The sequence below is a fragment of the Streptomyces sp. NPDC096013 genome (genome assembly GCF_044763565.1).
Lineage (GTDB): Bacteria > Actinomycetota > Actinomycetes > Streptomycetales > Streptomycetaceae > Streptomyces.
This window is the reverse complement of sequence record NZ_JBIWGK010000008.1, coordinates 137,832-154,892: the sequence shown is the minus strand read 5'-3', so window position 1 is coordinate 154,892 and position 17,061 is coordinate 137,832. Positions and strand designations below refer to the sequence as shown.

The following is a 17,061-nucleotide window of genomic DNA, read 5'->3' as shown; positions in this document are numbered from 1 at the left end:
GGGCTGATCGGAGGGGCTGTGGCTGATCTGTCGGTCGGTGGGGGCCGGTCGGAGAGGTTGTGACTGATCTGCCGGTTGGTGGGGGCCGGGCGCGCCGTTCCCCGCGCCCCTTTTGGGGCGTCTTGGCGTGCCGGGGCGGATGCGTGCCGTTGCGCGGGGGGAAGGAGGGGTGGAAGGGTGGGGGAGAACGGGGCGGTCCCCATCACCTGGAGGTATCCGTGAACAGCGCCGACGGATGGGGAGACGACGTCTACCAGCCCGACGGGTCCGAGGTACAGGACGACGCGGGTCTGCTCGACGGTGAGGACACCCTGGTGGCCGACGGTGTCGAGGACCCCCTCGACCGCGGCTGGTCCCCGCCGGAGCGCCCTTGGGCGGTGGAACGCGACGACGTCACGGCCGCCGGGCGCGAGCACGGGGAGACCCTTGACCAGCGCCTCGCCGAGGAGATCCCGGACCTCGCGATGTCCGACGGCGACGGCATCGGCGACTCCGAGGACACCGATGGCGAACTCCTCGACATCGAGGTCGGCGACACCCGCTCGGGCCGGCTCGTGGCGCCGGACGAAGGTGCGCACGAGGACGAGGAGAGCGCCCTGGTCGCCACCGACGTGGGCATCGACGGTGCCGCCGCGTCCGCCGAGGAGGCCGCGATGCACATCGTCGACGAGGACGAGGACTCCCTCTACGGCTGACCTCGCCGCCCCTTCGCCGTCCATCGCACCACCGCAGGAGGAGCAGCCATGCAGCAGGACAAGCAGCCTGACTACCACCCCGTGGTCTTCCGGGACCGCGCCGCCGGATACGCCTTCCTGACCCGGTCCACCGCGACCAGCGAGCGGACCATCGAGTGGGACGACGGCCAGACCTACCCGGTCGTGGACGTGGAGATCTCCTCGGAGAGCCACCCCTTCTACACCGGCAAGGCGCGGACGGTGGACACGGAGGGCCGCATCGCCCAGTTCGAGCGGCGCTACGGCGGCGGGGCGGGCGAGAGCTCCGACGGTTCCGGTGGCCCCGGTGGTTCCGGCGGGGCGTGAGCCGTCACGGGGACGTGAGCCGGCGCGGGTGGTGTGTGCACGAGCGCCGGCCCCGGGACTGAAGCCGGGCCTCAGATCACGTTGAGCGCCGCCGCGCAGCCCACTCCCCCGAGGAGTATGAACACCGGCATCAGCACCTTCAGCTCGACCCAGCTGCCCGCGCGGAACCGCATCACCTTCGGCGGCCCGATCGGGTACCAGCGCTTGCGTCCCAACGGGATCGGCCACAGGATCGGGCAGCCGGACACGGTCAGCGCGTCCCCGATGTCGTGCACCAGCGCACCCAGCACGATCGGCAGGCCCAGCCACAGGTACTGCTGGTGCGGCTCCGTGAACAGCCAGTTCGAACCGTTGCCCGGCTTGTCCAGCACGCCGGCGAGGATCCACGCGCTGGTCGCTGCCAGCAGCCACACCAGGACGTCGCTGCTGGAGCCGCGGGCCGCTCGCCACAGCAGACCCTCGATGGCCAGCACCATGTGCACGAAGAGGATCGCCAGCACGCCCCAGCGACCGCCCACCAGCGCCACCGCCGAGCTGCCCGCCCCGATCAGGACCGCCCACAGCCAGGTGTGCGTGAGGGTGCGGTGCCCACCGGAGCGACGCGGGTCGCCCTGCTTCCTGGTGCCCTTGTAGACGGCGTAGGAGAGCTTGTCGACGATCTCGCACAGGCCCCGGGAGAGAGGTCCGAAGGCCCGCGAGATGGTGGCCGCCTTGTGGTCGAGGTCCGGGGCGAGCGCGGCACCGGCACAGATCAGGGCACCGACCAGGATCACCGGCCAGGGCATCGGGTGCCCGGCTGCCGCGGTCGCGGCTCCGACGCCTAGCCAGGCCGCCGCTCCCGACAGTGAGTGTGCTGGTCCCATCATGGCCGTTCCCCGCCCCATTCCTCTTACGCCGCCGGTCAGTTGCTCGGGCGCCCTGACACTCCGTCGGCGACACAGCGTAGCGGTAGCGATCTTCGTCCTCGCAGCCGATTCCCCCATCGGCCGGGCGGACAGGCAAGATGGGGTCGTGACCCTCATCGACCAGTTGCCGCCGACCGCAGATCCCGACGCCCTCTACGAAGCCTTCGAGTCGTGGGCCCGGGAGCGCGGTCTCACGCTCTACCCCCATCAGGAGGAGGCGCTGATCGAGGTGGTCTCCGGTGCGAACGTGATCGTGTCGACGCCCACCGGCTCCGGCAAGAGCATGATCGCCGCCGGTGCGCACTTCGCCGCGCTCGCCCGGGACGAGGTCACCTTCTACACCGCCCCGATCAAGGCGCTGGTCTCGGAGAAGTTCTTCGAGCTGTGCAAGATGTTCGGCACCGAGAACGTCGGCATGCTGACCGGCGACGCGTCCGTCAACTCGGACGCGCCCATCATCTGCTGCACCGCCGAGGTCCTCGCGTCGATCGCGCTGCGCGACGGCAAGCACGCGGACGTCGGTCAGGTCGTCATGGACGAGTTCCACTTCTACGCCGAGGCGGACCGCGGCTGGGCCTGGCAGATCCCGATCCTGGAGCTGCCGCAGGCGCAGTTCATCCTGATGTCGGCCACGCTCGGCGACGTCGCGATGTTCGAGAAGGACCTCACCCGGCGCACCGGGCGCCCCACGTCGGTGGTCCGCTCGGCGACCCGGCCGGTGCCGCTGTCCTACGAGTACAAGCTGACCCCGCTCACCGAGACACTGACCGAGTTGCTGGAGACCAGGCAGGCGCCGGTCTACATCGTGCACTTCACACAGGCGCAGGCCGTGGAGCGGGCGCAGGCGCTGATGAGCATCAACATGTGCTCGCGCGAGGAGAAGGACCAGATCGCCGAGCTGATCGGCAACTTCCGCTTCACCACCAAGTTCGGCCGCAATCTGTCCCGCTACGTACGGCACGGCATCGGCGTCCACCACGCCGGCATGCTGCCCAAGTACCGGCGGCTGGTGGAAAAGCTCGCACAGGCGGGCCTGTTGAAGGTGATCTGCGGTACGGACACGCTCGGGGTGGGCGTCAACGTGCCCATCCGCACGGTGCTGTTCACGGCGCTCGCCAAGTACGACGGCATCCGGGTGCGCACGCTGCGTGCCCGTGAGTTCCACCAGATCGCGGGCCGCGCCGGACGCGCCGGCTTCGACACGGCGGGGCTCGTGGTCGCCCAGGCGCCCGAGCACGTGGTCGAGAACGAGAAGGCGCTCGCCAAGGCGGGTGACGACCCGAAGAAGCGCCGGAAGGTCGTCCGCAAGAAGGCGCCCGAGGGCTTCGTGGGGTGGACGGAGGGCACCTTCGAGAAGCTCATCACCTCCGAGCCGGAGCCGCTCACCTCCCGCTTCCGCGTCACGCACACGATGCTGCTGTCGGTGATCGCCCGCCCCGGCAACGCCTTCGACGCGATGCGGCATCTCCTGGAGGACAACCACGAGCCGCGCAAGCAGCAGCTGCGGCACATCCGGCGCGCGATCGCGATCTACCGCTCGCTGCTGGACGGCGGCATCGTCGAGAAACTCGACACCCCGGACGCCGAGGGCCGCATCGTGCGCCTCACGGTCGACCTGCAGCAGGACTTCGCCCTGAACCAGCCGCTGTCGACCTTCGCCCTCGCCGCGTTCGAACTGCTGGACCCCGAGTCCCCGTCGTACGCGCTGGACATGGTGTCCGTCGTCGAGTCCACGCTGGACGACCCGCGCCAGATCCTCGCTGCCCAGCAGAACAAGGCGCGTGGCGAGGCCGTGGCCGCGATGAAGGCGGACGGCGTCGAGTACGAGGACCGCATGGAGCGGCTCCAGGACGTCAGCTACCCCAAGCCGCTGGAGGAGCTGCTCTTCCACGCCTACGACACGTACCGCAAGAGCCACCCGTGGGTCGGTGACCACCCGCTGTCGCCGAAGTCCGTGATCCGCGACATGTACGAACGGGCCATGTCCTTCACGGAGTTGACCTCCTACTACGAGTTGGCCCGCACCGAGGGCATCGTGCTGCGCTACCTCGCCGGCGCCTTCAAGGCCCTCGACCACACCGTCCCGGACGACCTCAAGTCCGAGGACCTGGAGGATCTGATCGCCTGGCTGGGCGAGATGGTGCGCCAGGTCGACTCCAGCCTGCTGGACGAGTGGGAGCAGCTGGCCAACCCGGCGGAGATGACCGCCGAGGAGGCCCAGGAGAAGGCCGACCAGGTCAAGCCGGTCACCGCGAACGCGCGCGCCTTCCGGGTCCTGGTGCGCAACGCCATGTTCCGCCGCGTCGAACTCGCCGCCCTCGACAACGTCGACGAGCTGGGCGAGATGGACGCCGAGTCCGGCTGGGACGCGGACGCCTGGGGTGAGGCCATGGACAAGTACTGGGACGAGTACGAGGACCTCGGCACGGGCCCCGACGCCCGCGGGCCCAAGCTCCTGCTCATCGAGGAGGAGCCGCAGCACGGCCTGTGGCGCGTTCGGCAGATTTTCGCCGACCCGAACGGCGATCATGACTGGGGCATCAGCGCGGAGATCGATCTCGCGGCCTCCGACACGGAGGGCCGTGCGGTCGTCCGTGTCACCGACGTCGGCCAGCTGTGAGCACAGGAGAAAGCCACCCATGACGAACCCGGCAGAGCGGCTCGTCGACCTGCTCGACCTGGAGCAGATCGAGGTCAACATCTTCCGTGGCCGCAGCCCGCACGAGTCCCTGCAGCGGGTCTTCGGCGGCCAGGTCGCGGGCCAGGCGCTGGTCGCCGCGGGGCGCACCACGGAGGGCGACCGGCCGGTGCATTCGCTGCACGCGTACTTCCTGCGCCCGGGCCGGCCCGGTGTGCCGATCGTGTACCAGGTCGAGCGGGTGCGGGACGGCCGGTCGTTCACCACCCGTCGGGTCACCGGCGTGCAGCAGGGCCGCACGATCTTCAATCTCACCGCCTCCTTTCACAAGCCTGAGCAAGGTCCCTTCGAGCACCAGCTGCCGGCCAGGGAAGTGCCGGACCCGGAGTCCCTGCCGACGGTGTCGGAGGAGGTCCGGGCTCATCTGGGCGTGCTGCCCGAGCAGCTGGAGCGGATGGCACGCCGTCAGCCCTTCGACATCCGGTACGCGGACGGGCTGCGCTGGAGCGCCGAGGAGATCAAGGACGCCGAGCCGCGCAGCGCGGTGTGGATGCGCGCGGTCGGGCCGCTCGGCGACGATCCGCTGGTGCACACCTGCGCGCTGACGTACGCCAGCGACATGACGCTCCTGGACGCGGTCCGGATCCCCGTCGAACCCCTCTGGGGACCGCGGAACTTCGACATGGCGTCGCTGGATCACGCCATGTGGTTCCACCGGCCGTTCCGCGCGGACGAGTGGTTCCTGTACGACCAGGAGTCCCCGATCGCGACGGGCGGCCGCGGTCTGGCCCGCGGACGCATCTACGACCTGGAGGGACGCCTGCTCGTCTCGGTCGTCCAGGAAGGGCTGTTCAGAGCGCTGTAGCGGGTACGCGTGCTCCGTAGTTCATGCGTGCCGCTGCCTCTTGGGGCATGCGTGCCGCAGACTCTCGGGGGCGTGTGCGCCGCGGCTCCCGCATGCCGGTCACTGTCGCTGTGGCCGACGTGTCGGCGCTGCACCCCTCACGCGCTTCTGCGGCGCAGCCAGCCCAACATGCCGCGTCCTCGCTCGGGTTCGGGTGTCGGTTCGGCATCCGGCGTCGGGGCGACTTCCGGCATCGGTTCAGGCCGGCGCTCGCTCAGCGAGGGCGACGATGCGGTCGGTTCGATGGTCGGCCGGGGTACGGCCGATTCGCCAGTGGGCCGGGGCGCCGGGCGATGGCTGCGTGCCTCGTCCAGCACGTGCCTCAGATCCGCGCGCAGCCAGCCGATCTCGTCCGGGTCGTCCGCCGTCATGATACGCTCGGCGAGGCGGGCGGCGGCCGAGCCCGGAGCCCCGTGGGCCGGCGGGTCCGGTCGGAACCGGTTCAAGTGGGCGCGGTCGTAGGGGTCCTGGACGATTTCGGCGACCTGGACGGGGTCCAGCAGCGCGGCCAGGGCGCCGGCGCGCTCCCACGGGTCGGCGGCCTGGTGGAGCAGGAACCCGAGATGTCGTCCGCGCCAGTTGCGGGGCCGTAGGTCGAGGCCCTCCTGGAGTTGGTCGCGCAGGCGCTCGGGCGTGCGGCCGTTCAGCAGTGAGGTGTGGTTCTTGTCAGCCGCGAACTGCCGTAGTTCTTCAGCGAGATAGAGCCAGACCACGGTCCGATAGCGGTTGAGATAGAACTTCACCGGCACCACCAGTCCCAGCCGGGCAAGGCGGGTGAACCTGGCCGGGGTGACCTCCATGAGGGCCGCGCCCTCCGTGGTGCCCACCGTCCTGACGCCTTCGAGGAGGGTGTCGGGGAATCCGGCCGCCGAGCGCAGTCGGTCGATCTCGGCGTGAGTTACCCGTCGGCCGCCGCCCTCCTCGTCCGGCACGGTGCGGACGCGTCCGAGATGGACGGCAAGGTCGAAATCACCTCGCTTCAGGCCCAGTTCACGGGCCGCGCGACTCGGCGTGCACGAGAGGTCGGACGGTTTGGTGATCGTGTTTCCTGCCATGGTCGTTCTCCCCCGCGGAGTTCGATGCTCACGCTGTGTGCGTTCGCGATGAACAAAACGTAATCGCTGCGGCGGATCTCGTGGCAAGCCTGTGGATAACTCCGCGATGCTCGATGAACTCGCAGGTCAGAGGTCCGTGATGGGGGTTCGTTCGGGCTGCCGGGCGTCCACGCCGAGGTGTTCGCCGACGCGGTTGACGAGCAGTGTCATCTCGTAGGCGATCTGGCCGATGTCGGCGTCCGCGCCGCTGAGGACGCACAGACAGCTGCCGCTGCCGGCAGCGGTGACGAACAGGACGGCGTCGTCGAACTCGATCATCGTCTGCCGCACCCCGCCCGCGCCGAAGTGGCGGCCCGAGCCCTTGGCGAGGCTGTGCAGTCCCGACGAGACAGCGGCGAGGTGTTCCGCGTCCTCGCGGCGCAGGCCTGTGCTCGCACCCGTCACCAGACCGTCGTTGGACAGGACCAGGGCGTGGCGCACGTGCTCGACACGCTCGGTCAGGTCGTCCAGCAGCCAGCTCAGTCCCTGGTTCTGCGCCATGTCATGGCCTCCCCGTGTGACGTCTCCCTGATCTCCGGTCAGCCTTCCCCACGTCCGTCGCCCGGGCAAGGAGGATGGGGGCATGGCACAGAAGATGACCGACGAGGAATGGCGGGCGTTCGTCTCGCACGGCACCCGCACCGGCAAGCTGTCGACCGTACGCGCCGATGGGAGCCCACATGTGGCGCCGATCTGGTTCCTGCTGGACGGGGACGACGTGGTGTTCAACACCGCGAAGGAAACGGTAAAAGGGCGCAATCTGGCCCGTGACGGGCGAGTCGCCCTGTGTGTGGACGACGATCGCCCGCCCTTCGACTTCGTGATCATCCAGGGGCGCGCCCATCTGTCGGAGGATCCGGCCCAACTCCGGCACTGGGCCGCCCGGATCGGGGCCCGCTACATGGGCGAGGACCGCGCTGAGGAGTTCGGCGCCCGCAACGGGGTGCCGGGCGAACTCCTCGTCCGCGTAACAGTCGAGAAGGTCCTGGCGCAGAAGGACGTCGCAGACTGAGGGCCGCCGCGGGTCAGCCCACGGAGTCGAGCATCCGGGCGGTGTGCATCCGCCCGGCGTACTCCACGAGCCGGATCAGCACCTCCTTCCCGGAGTCGCGGTCACGGGCGTCACAGAGCACGACCGGTGTCCCCGGGTCGAGGTCCAGGGCGCGGGAGACGTCGAGGGCGCCGTAACCGCGGGCGCCCGCGAAGCAGTTGACGGCGACCACGAACGGGATGTGCCGGTGCTCGAAGTAGTCGACCGCGGGGAAGCAGTCCTCGAGTCGCCGGGTGTCCGCGAGGACGACGGCCCCCAAGGCACCCTGCGACAGCTCGTCCCACAGGAACCAGAAGCGGTCCTGACCCGGGGTGCCGAACAGGTAGAGGGAGAGCCCGGACCTGATGGTGATGCGGCCGAAGTCCATGGCGACGGTCGTCGTGACCTTCTGGTCGACGCCGTCGGTGTCGTCCACCAACTGGCCCGCTTCGCTGAGCAGTTCCTCGGTGCGGAGCGGCCTGATCTCACTGACCGCGCCCACCATGGTGGTCTTGCCCACGCCGAACCCACCGGCGACCAGGATCTTCAACGCCAGGGCGGTCGTGTCACCGCTCTCGGCGCCGGAGTGCTCGGAGACCATCGATCACTTCTCTCGGGAGTGCCGGCAACGCTCGACGTCCGTAGGTGTGCATCGTCCCAAGTGCGGCCCGGCTCCGTGTGGTTGGACCGCATTGTTGTCGATGTGACCGCCTCGTACCTGTTCGGTGCGCGAAAAGGTGCACAAGTCGGTGCCGTACGCGTTCGCGTGCTTCTGATGTTTCATCACAGTGCCCGTAGTCCCTCGATCACCTCGCGCAGAATCCGTTCGTCGGGCAGCTGCGCGGGCGGCACCGGACGGCTGACGGTGACGCAGCCGAGCTCCAGGAGGTCGCCCAGGAGCACCCGGACGACTCCCAGGGGGAGGTCGGCTCCGGCGGCGAGTTCGGCGACGGACTGGGTCTCCGGGCGGCACAGGTCGATGAGCGCCCGGTGTTCCGGCCCGAGCCCGGTGTCGTCGTCGAGACCGGGTGCGCCGATGTCCAGCGTGACGAGCGCGATCAGGTCGAAACGCACCCCCGTAGGGCCTGATTTGGTACGTCCTCCCGTCATGGCGTAGGGGCGGACGAGAGGCCCGGCCTCCTGGTCGTACCACTGGCTGCCCGGTTCGAGCCGGTCGCCTGTCGTGTCCTCGGTCATCGGAGCGGATCGCCTTCTCGCCTCATCCGGCGACGGGGGGCTGCGCACCCACGCGCGGCGGCGTGTAGAGGTGCTCACCGACGCGCTTGACCAGCCGTGCCATCTCGTACGCCACCAGGCCTATGTCGGCTGTGACGGCGGTGAGGACGGCGAGGCACGAGCCGTCTCCGGCCGCGGCAACGAACAGGAACCCGTCGTCCATCTCGACCATCGTCTGGCGCACTCCCCCGGCGCCGAAGTGCCGACCCGCACCCTTGGCGAGGCTGTTGAATCCGGAGGCGACGGCGGCGAGGTGTTCCGCGTCCTCGCGCGCGAGGTCGGTCGACGCGCCGACGGCGAGGCCGTCGTTGGACAGCACCACGGCATGCCGTACTTCGCCCACGCGCAGCACCAAGTCGTCCAGCAGCCAGTCGAGTTCGCCGGATCGTTGCGCGGCTCTCATGCTCGGGTCCTGGATCACGCGGGGTCTCCTTCGCTGCTGTCTCTGCCCGTCGCGGGGCTTGGGCTGGCGCCGCGGCCCGGTTGTCTGCCGCCGCCGCGCGTCCAGCCCTCGCGGTAGGCGGCCATCCGGTCCCGTACGACCTCCGGGGTGCGGTGCTCGTCGCGCGGGGTGGCCGGCGGCTGTTCCCGTTCCGTGGTGGGCTGTTCCCGGAGTTGGGGAGCGAGGTGCGCCTGGCGTACGCGGCGTGGAAGGTCGTCGGTCCCTTCGCTGTCCTCCGGCGGGCGGTGCAGTCGCAAGGTGGTGACTCCGGGGGGCGGGGTGTCGTTCGCCGGGGCCGCCGCGGCCCGGGCGGAGCCCGCGAGGGCGGGCCGGTCGGCCGGGGCCGGGACGGACTCCTGGTGCTGGGGCGCGGTGGGCACACGCGCGTACTCGCGTTCCACGGCGCGCTCCCCGTCCTCGGCCGCCGCGCGCGTGGCGCGTTCCAGCGCGCCACCGTGCAGCAGCGCCGTCGGCAGGAGCACGACCGCCGTCGTACCGCCGTAGGGGGAGGTCCGCAGGTGCACCTTGATGCCGTGGCGGGCGGCGAGCCTGCTGACCACGAAGAGGCCGAGCCGGTCGCTGTCGAAGAGGTCGAGGGTCTCGGACTGCTCGATGCGGCGGTTGGCGTCGCTCAGGGACTCCTTGCCCATGCCCAGGCCCCTGTCCTCGACCTCCACGGCGTAGCCGTTGCCGACGGGTTCGCCGGTGACCCGCACGCGCGTGTGCGGCGGCGAGAACTGGGCGGCGTTCTCCACGATCTCGGCGAGCAGGTGCGTGAGGTCGGCGACGGCCGCGCCGACCACGGACGCCTCGGGGAGTTGGCGTACCTCCACGCGCGCGTAGTCCTCGACCTCGGAGACGGCCGCGCGGACGACATTGGTCAGGGAGACCGGCATGCGCCAGGCCCGGCCCGGTGCCGCTCCGGAGAGGATGATCAGGCTTTCGGCGTGCCGTCGCATACGGGTCGTGAGGTGGTCGAGGCGGAAGAGGTCGCTCAGCTCGTTCGGGTCCTCGGAGCGGCGCTCCATGCTGTCCAGCAGGCTGAGTTGACGGTGGACCAGGACCTGGCTGCGGCGGGCGAGGTTGACGAAGACCCCGGAGATGCCGCTGGCGAGTTCGGCGCGTTCGACGGCGGCCCGCAGGGCGGCGCGGTGCACCGTGCCCAGGGCCTCGGCGACCTGTCCGGTCTCGTCCTCGGCGGGTGGCCCGGGCGGGGCCTCCGCGCGGATGTCGATCTCCTCTCCCGCGCGCAGTCTCCGCATGGCCTCGGGGAGCTTGTGGCGGGCGATCCCCAGGGCGTCGTTGCGCAGGCTGACGAGTTCGACGACGAGACCGCGTCCGATGCGCACCGAGATGACGAGCGACGCGACGACGGCGGCGAGACCGAGCAGCACGGCGGCACCGGCCGACGACAGCAGCCCCCGGGTGAACGGATCGGCGCTGTCCGCGCCGCCGCCCGCGTCCGCCTCGGTGGCGCGCATACCGTCCTGCACGCGTGCGTGCGCACTGTTCCAGGTGGATTCGGGCGCTGCAGCGATCGCCCGGGTACCCGAGGTGGCACTGAGGACCTTGTCCTCCACGGCGCCGATCGCGGCGTAGGCGCTGGTGCCGGCGAGGGTCTGCCAGGCGGCGTGTTCGGAGCCGGACAGATCCGCGACGGCGGACTCGGTGAGGGTACGGCGGGTGTCGACGGCGCCGATGAACAACCTCAGCCGCTCCCCGTCGAGGCGCCCGTCGAGACGGGCTCCGGTGAGCATCGCGTCCTCCTGGGACAGCGATTCCCCGGCCCGGGAGAATTCGAGGAGCACGCGCGCGTCGGACCCGAGTTCGGCGTCCTGGACTCCGGAGAGGGCCCCGCCCACGGCGAAGGCCGCCGAGATGGTCTTCGTGTACTGCCCGTATGTCTCGTCCCATCCCGCGCGGTGGGCGAGCACATCGGCCCGCAGTGAGCGCAGTCGCTCGGCTCCGGTGACGAAGGCCTCCAGGCGCCGGCCGACTCCGCGCGGCAGTTCCTCGCCGTCGGCGACGGTGTCGCTGTCGCCGAGCCGCAGTCGGGACACCGCGCGGTCCGTGTTCGCCGCCAGCCCCCTCAGGTCCCCGCTCTGTTCGGCGTGGGGGTCGGTCGCGTAGCGCACGGCGGCCGATCGCTCCGCCTGTAGCGCGACGACGGCAGCCGTGACGGGGCTGCGCACCTCGGCGTCCACGCGCTGCGACTGCCGCAGCCGGGAGACGTCCTGGGCGGTGCTGACGGTGGCGTACGCCCACAGGGCGAGCAGGGAGACGACCGGCACCATCAGGAGGCAGACGATCTTGGCCCGCACGGTGCGTGGACGCATTCGCCATCGTCCCGCGCGCGGGGTTATGTCCTCCGGCGGGGCGTCCAGGGGCTCGTCGAAGAGTTCGTCGGCGGGTGGTCCGGCGTGCGCGCGACGACCGCGCACGGGCGGCGTCTCGGCGCCGGCTTTCGGGGTCCTACGGGGGGTACGCATGGCCTCCTCGCTCGGAAGTGATTCGGGGTCGTGCGGTGCGGGCGACGGGCGGTCAGCGGGCGACGCTCTCGACCGGCCGCTGGGCCGAGGCGGTGGCCTCGCGTTCTCCCGTCGACGGCGACAGAGCGACGAACGCCGAGGTCAGGAAGAGGTACGACCCGAGCCCCACGGCGAGGGGAAAGATGAACTGCATCGCCGTGGCACCGGGCAGGACCGCCCCGGAGGGAGTGACATGCACGCGCACCGCGAACATGCCGGTGTAGTGCATGCTGCTGACGGCCGCTCCCATGACGAGCGAGGCGGCGGTGACCGCCACAGGCGACTTGATGTTGAGGGCAGCCCACAGGGCCGCGGTCGCGGCGACGACGGCGATGAGGACGGAGAGCCCGACCAGCATCGGGTCGTAGCTCACGTGCCCGTGCAGCCGCATCGCCGCCATACCCAGGTAGTGCATGCTCGCGACGCCCAGTCCGGTGGTGAGGCCGCCGAGGATGAGCGCCCGTCCCCGGTCGCGGCCGTAGCCGACCGCGAAGACGCCGGCACAGACGACGACCATGGCGACGAGGAGGCTGAGCATGGTCAACGGCACGTCGTAGCGGATGTCGGTGCCGCCGACGCCGAAGCCGAGCATGGCCACGAAGTGCATGGTCCAGATGCCGGTGCCGAGCGCGGAGGCCGCGGTGATCAGCCAGTTGCGGCGCGAGCGGCCGGTGGCGCCGAGCGCGCGGACGGTGCAGCGCAGCCCGAGTGCGGCTCCCATACAGGCCATCACGTATGACAGCACGGGGGTCAGCCAGCCGAAGGTGGCGTGGTCCAGGTGTCCCATGACCAGGGGACGCTAGTAGGGGCACGGGTGCACAAAGGGGGCGCATTTCGAAAGGCGTCACAATATGACGCGGAGAGGTGTCTGAACGACCGGATGACGCTCGAACGTGTGCGCCGAAGCGTCATCCGTGTCGGTGAGGGATCATGCCGAACATGAGCGACGACCACACACGTGTCCAGGAGTTCTTCGGCGCGCGCGCCGCCGACTGGGACAGCCGCTTCCCCGACGACGGCCCCGCCTACGCCGCCGCGGTCGCCGAACTCGGCCTGCGCGAGGGAAATCGCGTGCTCGACGCGGGCTGCGGCACGGGACGTGCGCTGCCGCCGCTCCGTAAGGCCGTGGGCCGGTCCGGAGTGGTGCTCGGAGCCGATCTCACCCCCGCCATGCTGGAGGCCGCCGTACGGGCCGGACGCGACCGTGAGGGGCAGTTGCTGCTCGCCGACGTGGCCGCGCTGCCGCTGCGGCCGGAGTCACTCGACGCCGTGTTCGGAGCGGGTCTCATCGCGCATCTGCCCCGACCCGAGGCGAATCTACGGGAGTTGGCACGCGTGGTGCGCCCCGGCGGCACGCTGGCGCTGTTCCACCCGATCGGCCGGGCCGCGCTGGCCGCCCGTCAGGGACGGCAGATCACACCGGACGACCTCCGCGCGGAGCCCAATCTCCGCCCCCTGCTGGCCGGTTCGGGGTGGCGCATGACCTCGTACGCCGACGAGGACGCCCGCTTCCTGGCACTGGCCGTACGCGAGGACTGACCCACGCGCGGGTCACGCGCCGTCCGCCAGCTCCTTCGACGGTGACCGGCCGCTGCGCGCCGAAGAGGTGTGTGATTCCTTCCGGCGCGGCGTCCTCACGATCACCCGAGCCGCGAGCCGGGCGGAACCGACCTGGCTGCGGACCACGTCGGACGCGCTCGACGGCCGCCGCGTCTCGCGTCCCCGCGCGGGGCGTCCGACGCGCTTCACCGTGCCGTCCCTCTTCTGTCGCCGCAACTCCAACTCTACGTTGGGTGGCGGTAGATGAACGGTCAGCGACAGAACAGCACGCAGGGGAAGGTGGTCAGCATGTTCGACAGGCCCCGCAAGACCTTCGCCAGATTTCTCACCTCCACGCGCACGGAAGCGAGCACCGGCCCGCAGCAACGCCCGCACAATCTGTTCGAGGCCGCCGCCGTCTACGTCTCGGCCCGCGTGGAGGACGACCAGGAACGCATCGACGAGGCCGCGGGATGGGTGTCACCGGAGGCGCTGTCCTTCGGGGTCAGCGAGTTGGCATGCCGGGCCGTCGTGGCACTCGCGAGGGAGCGTGACGAGTCGCCGCGGGCGGTGGCTCGTGCGCTTCTCGGGCTCCCCGCGGCCTGACAGTTCGGGTTACCGGCGGTCATTTCGCCCCGTCCAGACGGAAAACTGCAGCTCCGGGTGTACTTGGGAGTCGTGACAAGCGGCTTCCGCGCACACTAGGGTGCGCGCGGTTGGACGAACGATGGGGAGGCTGGGATGGCCGACACGGATGAAGAGGCCGTCGCCGCCGAGGACGATGCGCTTTATGTGCTCACGGCGGTGCTGCTGACACCGGCGAAGTTCCCGAGCGTGCTGGGCGACGACTACCCGGAGGCCTGTGCGGCGCTCGGGTTGGCACCGCTCGCCGACGGGTACGGCCTGGTGCTCGGCCAGGACGGCGACGGGTCGCGATGGACGGTCGTCATCGACGACGTGTCCCTGGTCGCGGTCGCCATCGCGTCCTGGGACTGCGGCATGGAGTACGACCTGTCGCCGAGCGAGCGCACGGTGGTCGCCGCCCTGCCGGGCTGGCCGCTCGCCGTCGCCGTCGCGGCACCCAACGTGCCCGCGCCGCACGACCCTGACCCCGACCTCGTGGACCGGCCACCGCTGGCCCCGCCAGACACCACCACCTGGGGTCCGGCACAACGACGCCTGGGTGCCGACGAGATCGCGCTCCAGTGGGCCACCTGGCGGGAACAGATCGACGACTCGACCTTCTCGACGCAGGACGAGGCTGCCGAGGCGCCGAAGACGGACAAGGCCGCGCCCTCCGAAACCGCCTCGGCCACCGCTTCCAAGACGAACGGGTCGGATTCCAAGACGAACAGGTCGGAGCAGACGAACGCGTCGGAGGAGACGGACGCGGCGCGGACAGCGGACGAGTCGGAGAAGGCGGCCGGGCGGCGGGAAGCGCACGAGCCCGGGAAAGCGGATCGGACGGATACGGATCAGGCGGACGGGACGCCGTCGACCGGCGCCGGGGCGGACAGCAGCCCCACGGAAGGCCCTCAGCCGAGCCACAGTGGAATCCGCCGCGTACTGACGGAGATCCGCGCCTACATCGACGCCCCACCGCCCCTGGGCCGCGTCAGATCCTCCTTCGCCCCGGGCGATGCACGCACACTGCGCGCCGACGGTCCCGGCTGGTCGCTGGTGGCCCGGACCGACGACATAGCGTTCGTCCTGCTCGACGACGAACCCGGCGAGGTCCTGCCGGTGGGCCGGGGTCCCGAACTCCCGGGTCTGCTGGAAGCGCTCGACAAGCTTGCCGTACGCCCGAGTTGAGCCTTTGCGCGCGGGGCCTCGATCGAGCAGGCCCCGCGGGGTCCGACGAGCTCCAGGTCACGCCCGCCCGTAGCGAAGACGACCGTCAGCCGTCCCGGGACCGCGCGAAAAGGGCGCTCTCCTCAGCCTGAGGCCAGCCCTTGTCAGCCTGAGGCCAGCCCTCGGCCGAGCACCGCCCACGAGGCTGCTCTCGGCAGTCCCGCGGGCGGCATCGTGCTCCGCTCCCGTGCCCCGGGCGGCGACGCCGTGGGGCATCGGTGGTGCGTCAGCGCCCGATCTCCTTGCCTGCCACGCGACGCAGCCTGCGCCGCTGCGAGGGGTCGAGCGTCAGATATGCGGCCGTCGGCACTCCCACGACGATCAGGAATGAGACCCACCAGGGCAGCCAGATCAACAGGATCAGTCCGACCGCCACACCCCCTACGGCGATCTTCGCGTTCTTCGACATGTGTCGCCTCCTCCGCGGCCGCAGCCGCTCTCTGATCTGAAAACGGGTTCGCGCTCCGTACAGTTCCGGATCGCGACCCTGATACATCCCTGAGGCGCTTCCCCTACTGGTACCGGGCTGTCGGCGTCTCCGTCACTCCGTCCGCTCCCTCCGCAGCGGCTCTCCCACCTCGTGGAGGTGGCGCAGGGCCTGCCGGTAGGAGTCGACGAGCCCCGTCTCCACGTAGGGGATACCCACATCCTGACAGTGAGCGCGCACCAGGGGCTGTGCCCGGCGCAGATGGGGACGCGGCATGCTCGGGAAGAGGTGGTGCTCGACCTGGTAGTTGAGCCCGCCGAGGAGCCAGTCGGTGAGGACGCTGCCGCGGATGTTCCGTGAGGTGAGCACCTGACGGCGGAGATGCCCCCATCGCTCACCGTCCGGGTCCGGCATCTCCATGCCCTTGTGGTTGGGCGCGAAGGCCAGGCCCAGGTGCAGCCCGAAGAGAGCCTGGTGCAGCGCGGCGAACGCGAGTGCCTTCCCCGGGGACATCGATATGAGCAGCAGGGTCGCGTAGGCCACGACATGGCCCACCAGAAGGGCGCCCTCGACGGCCCGCTCCTGTCGGGGCTGGCGCCGCAGATCCTGGAAGCCGTGGACCTTGAGGGCGATGCCTTCGAGCAGGGTTAGCGGGAAGAAAAGCCAGGCCTGGTTGCTGGTGAGCCAGCGCCGGAATCCGGAACGGTGCCTGGCCTGCTCGCCGGTGAAGACGAGGATGTCGGCGACGACGTCCGGGTCCTTGTCGATGTGGTTCGGGTTCGCATGGTGGCGGTTGTGTTTGTCGTTCCACCAGGAGTAGCTCATCCCCAGCAGCAGGTTGCCGTGGATCAGTCCGATGACCCGGTTGACGGTCCTGCCGCCGGCGATCTGCGAGTGGCCGGCGTCATGGCCTATGAAGGCCGTACGGGCGCCGAACACCGCGAGCAGCGGTGCCAGGAGCAGCGTCAGCCAGGAGTCGCCGATCAGGACGATGCCGGTGGCGATCCCGGCCAGTGCGAGGGCGTTGGCGGCGATGCAGCGTGCGTACCAGGCGTATCGCCGTTCCAGTAGTCCCCGGCCCTTGACCATGCGCAGAAGGGGCGCGAACTCGCTCCCTGGGGGCGCCGCCACGGCATTCCCGGGATCGTGCGCTTCGACTACTGCGGTGGTCTGGGACATGTCCGGTCTCCGGGTCACTCAGGCAACGGGCTGACCTGAGCAAACGTACGAATCGGTGACCGTTCGCGACCATGGCGGCACCACCCGTGTCCCTACGGGGGAAAGCCTGATCCACCCAGGGGGGTTGACGACACCCTCACCGGCCAGATCGCCGGCCATCGAGCCTGCGGAGAACCACTCGGAAAACACGAAGGCGAGGAGTTCACGCACTCCTCGCCACACCCAAGGTATAGCTCACCCAGGGGCTT

18 protein-coding genes and 1 pseudogene are annotated in these 17,061 nt (G+C 70.4%); 9 read left to right on the top strand and 10 right to left on the bottom strand.

Annotated features, from left to right (window positions below):
- Nucleotides 1-218 precede the first annotated feature (218 nt).
- Both ACIRB1_RS26455 and ACIRB1_RS26450 read left to right on the top strand, forming a co-directional pair.
- Nucleotides 219-695: a DUF5709 domain-containing protein gene (locus ACIRB1_RS26455; protein WP_352179340.1), complete on the top strand. Its 477-nt coding sequence runs from the start codon at nt 219-221 to the stop codon at nt 693-695.
- Between the two features lie 48 nt (nt 696-743).
- Nucleotides 744-1,040 carry a type B 50S ribosomal protein L31 gene (locus ACIRB1_RS26450; RefSeq protein WP_403467221.1) on the top strand — a complete coding sequence of 99 codons (297 nt, stop codon included), beginning with the start codon at nt 744-746 and terminating at the stop codon, nt 1,038-1,040.
- A 71-nt stretch (nt 1,041-1,111) separates the two neighbouring features.
- Here the strand turns inward: ACIRB1_RS26450 and ACIRB1_RS26445 are convergent, their stop codons facing one another.
- On the bottom strand, nt 1,112-1,906 hold the full coding sequence (locus tag ACIRB1_RS26445) for a metal-dependent hydrolase (protein ID WP_352179342.1): 795 nt from the start codon (nt 1,904-1,906) through the stop codon (nt 1,112-1,114).
- Nucleotides 1,907-2,051: 145 nt separating this feature from the next.
- On the opposite strand from ACIRB1_RS26445, the gene ACIRB1_RS26440 reads away from it, so the two are divergent.
- Nucleotides 2,052-4,565, top strand: a complete 2,514-nt coding sequence (locus tag ACIRB1_RS26440) for a DUF3516 domain-containing protein (RefSeq protein ID WP_352179343.1) — start codon at nt 2,052-2,054, stop codon at nt 4,563-4,565.
- A 19-nt stretch (nt 4,566-4,584) separates the two neighbouring features.
- The gene (locus ACIRB1_RS26435) at nt 4,585-5,448 is read left to right on the top strand and encodes an acyl-CoA thioesterase II (RefSeq protein ID WP_327405782.1); all 864 of its coding nucleotides are present in this window, start codon (nt 4,585-4,587) and stop codon (nt 5,446-5,448) included.
- Between the two features lie 137 nt (nt 5,449-5,585).
- Here ACIRB1_RS26435 and ACIRB1_RS26430 read toward each other — a convergent pair whose 3' ends face one another.
- Both ACIRB1_RS26430 and ACIRB1_RS26425 read right to left on the bottom strand, forming a co-directional pair.
- Nucleotides 5,586-6,542 (bottom strand): DUF6397 family protein, encoded by a 957-nt coding sequence (locus ACIRB1_RS26430; RefSeq protein WP_352179344.1) that lies wholly within the window; start codon nt 6,540-6,542, stop codon nt 5,586-5,588.
- Between the two features lie 126 nt (nt 6,543-6,668).
- Nucleotides 6,669-7,082, bottom strand: a complete 414-nt coding sequence (locus ACIRB1_RS26425) for a roadblock/LC7 domain-containing protein (RefSeq protein ID WP_352179345.1) — start codon at nt 7,080-7,082, stop codon at nt 6,669-6,671.
- 82 nt (nt 7,083-7,164) lie between these two features.
- Between ACIRB1_RS26425 and ACIRB1_RS26420 the strand changes: the two genes are divergently transcribed.
- Nucleotides 7,165-7,593: a PPOX class F420-dependent oxidoreductase gene (locus ACIRB1_RS26420; RefSeq protein WP_266774385.1), complete on the top strand. Its 429-nt coding sequence runs from the start codon at nt 7,165-7,167 to the stop codon at nt 7,591-7,593.
- Between the two features lie 13 nt (nt 7,594-7,606).
- Here the strand turns inward: ACIRB1_RS26420 and ACIRB1_RS26415 are convergent, their stop codons facing one another.
- The 5 genes from ACIRB1_RS26415 to ACIRB1_RS26395 all read right to left on the bottom strand — a co-directional run bounded on the left by ACIRB1_RS26415 (nt 7,607) and on the right by ACIRB1_RS26395 (nt 12,604).
- Nucleotides 7,607-8,212, bottom strand: a complete 606-nt coding sequence (locus tag ACIRB1_RS26415) for an ATP/GTP-binding protein (RefSeq protein WP_352179346.1) — start codon at nt 8,210-8,212, stop codon at nt 7,607-7,609.
- Between the two features lie 182 nt (nt 8,213-8,394).
- Nucleotides 8,395-8,808: a DUF742 domain-containing protein gene (locus ACIRB1_RS26410; RefSeq protein WP_352179347.1), complete on the bottom strand. Its 414-nt coding sequence runs from the start codon at nt 8,806-8,808 to the stop codon at nt 8,395-8,397.
- A 22-nt stretch (nt 8,809-8,830) separates the two neighbouring features.
- Nucleotides 8,831-9,268, bottom strand: a complete 438-nt coding sequence (locus tag ACIRB1_RS26405; protein WP_328832954.1) for a roadblock/LC7 domain-containing protein — start codon at nt 9,266-9,268, stop codon at nt 8,831-8,833.
- Nucleotides 9,265-11,778: a nitrate- and nitrite sensing domain-containing protein gene (locus tag ACIRB1_RS26400; protein WP_403467220.1), complete on the bottom strand. Its 2,514-nt coding sequence runs from the start codon at nt 11,776-11,778 to the stop codon at nt 9,265-9,267. The genes ACIRB1_RS26405 and ACIRB1_RS26400 overlap by 4 nt, the downstream gene beginning before the upstream one ends.
- Before the next feature lie 52 nt (nt 11,779-11,830).
- Entirely contained in the window at nt 11,831-12,604 is a 774-nt protein-coding gene (locus ACIRB1_RS26395) for an MHYT domain-containing protein (protein WP_352179349.1), read from the bottom strand.
- A gap of 152 nt (nt 12,605-12,756) precedes the next feature.
- On the opposite strand from ACIRB1_RS26395, the gene ACIRB1_RS26390 reads away from it, so the two are divergent.
- The 4 genes and pseudogenes from ACIRB1_RS26390 to ACIRB1_RS26375 all read left to right on the top strand — a co-directional run bounded on the left by ACIRB1_RS26390 (nt 12,757) and on the right by ACIRB1_RS26375 (nt 15,168).
- Entirely contained in the window at nt 12,757-13,356 is a 600-nt protein-coding gene (locus ACIRB1_RS26390; protein ID WP_352179350.1) for a class I SAM-dependent methyltransferase, read from the top strand.
- Between the two features lie 37 nt (nt 13,357-13,393).
- Nucleotides 13,394-13,522: pseudogene (locus ACIRB1_RS26385) on the top strand (PadR family transcriptional regulator); the annotation flags it as partial.
- Between the two features lie 143 nt (nt 13,523-13,665).
- Nucleotides 13,666-13,962, top strand: a complete 297-nt coding sequence (locus ACIRB1_RS26380) for a hypothetical protein (RefSeq protein ID WP_352179351.1) — start codon at nt 13,666-13,668, stop codon at nt 13,960-13,962.
- A 135-nt stretch (nt 13,963-14,097) separates the two neighbouring features.
- Nucleotides 14,098-15,168 carry a hypothetical protein gene (locus tag ACIRB1_RS26375; protein WP_403467219.1) on the top strand — a complete coding sequence of 357 codons (1,071 nt, stop codon included), beginning with the start codon at nt 14,098-14,100 and terminating at the stop codon, nt 15,166-15,168.
- A gap of 265 nt (nt 15,169-15,433) precedes the next feature.
- Here ACIRB1_RS26375 and ACIRB1_RS26370 read toward each other — a convergent pair whose 3' ends face one another.
- Complete coding sequence (locus tag ACIRB1_RS26370) at nt 15,434-15,616, bottom strand: hypothetical protein (RefSeq protein WP_043668661.1); 183 nt, start codon at nt 15,614-15,616, stop codon at nt 15,434-15,436.
- Between the two features lie 132 nt (nt 15,617-15,748).
- On the bottom strand, nt 15,749-16,813 hold the full coding sequence (locus ACIRB1_RS26365; RefSeq protein WP_403467218.1) for a fatty acid desaturase family protein: 1,065 nt from the start codon (nt 16,811-16,813) through the stop codon (nt 15,749-15,751).
- Nucleotides 16,814-17,061 lie beyond the last annotated feature (248 nt).

Coding starts and splice junctions, on each gene's coding strand:
- ACIRB1_RS26415 (WP_352179346.1), bottom strand. CDS start 8,212: ATGGTCTCCGAGCACTCCGGCGCCGAGAGCGGTGACACGACCGCCCTG.
- ACIRB1_RS26450 (WP_403467221.1), top strand. CDS start 744: ATGCAGCAGGACAAGCAGCCTGACTACCACCCCGTGGTCTTCCGGGAC.
- ACIRB1_RS26390 (WP_352179350.1), top strand. CDS start 12,757: ATGAGCGACGACCACACACGTGTCCAGGAGTTCTTCGGCGCGCGCGCC.
- ACIRB1_RS26445 (WP_352179342.1), bottom strand. CDS start 1,906: ATGATGGGACCAGCACACTCACTGTCGGGAGCGGCGGCCTGGCTAGGC.
- ACIRB1_RS26395 (WP_352179349.1), bottom strand. CDS start 12,604: ATGGGACACCTGGACCACGCCACCTTCGGCTGGCTGACCCCCGTGCTG.
- ACIRB1_RS26430 (WP_352179344.1), bottom strand. CDS start 6,542: ATGGCAGGAAACACGATCACCAAACCGTCCGACCTCTCGTGCACGCCG.
- ACIRB1_RS26400 (WP_403467220.1), bottom strand. CDS start 11,778: ATGCGTACCCCCCGTAGGACCCCGAAAGCCGGCGCCGAGACGCCGCCC.
- ACIRB1_RS26375 (WP_403467219.1), top strand. CDS start 14,098: ATGGCCGACACGGATGAAGAGGCCGTCGCCGCCGAGGACGATGCGCTT.
- ACIRB1_RS26380 (WP_352179351.1), top strand. CDS start 13,666: ATGTTCGACAGGCCCCGCAAGACCTTCGCCAGATTTCTCACCTCCACG.
- ACIRB1_RS26420 (WP_266774385.1), top strand. CDS start 7,165: ATGGCACAGAAGATGACCGACGAGGAATGGCGGGCGTTCGTCTCGCAC.
- ACIRB1_RS26425 (WP_352179345.1), bottom strand. CDS start 7,082: ATGGCGCAGAACCAGGGACTGAGCTGGCTGCTGGACGACCTGACCGAG.
- ACIRB1_RS26410 (WP_352179347.1), bottom strand. CDS start 8,808: ATGACCGAGGACACGACAGGCGACCGGCTCGAACCGGGCAGCCAGTGG.
- ACIRB1_RS26365 (WP_403467218.1), bottom strand. CDS start 16,813: ATGTCCCAGACCACCGCAGTAGTCGAAGCGCACGATCCCGGGAATGCC.
- ACIRB1_RS26435 (WP_327405782.1), top strand. CDS start 4,585: ATGACGAACCCGGCAGAGCGGCTCGTCGACCTGCTCGACCTGGAGCAG.
- ACIRB1_RS26370 (WP_043668661.1), bottom strand. CDS start 15,616: ATGTCGAAGAACGCGAAGATCGCCGTAGGGGGTGTGGCGGTCGGACTG.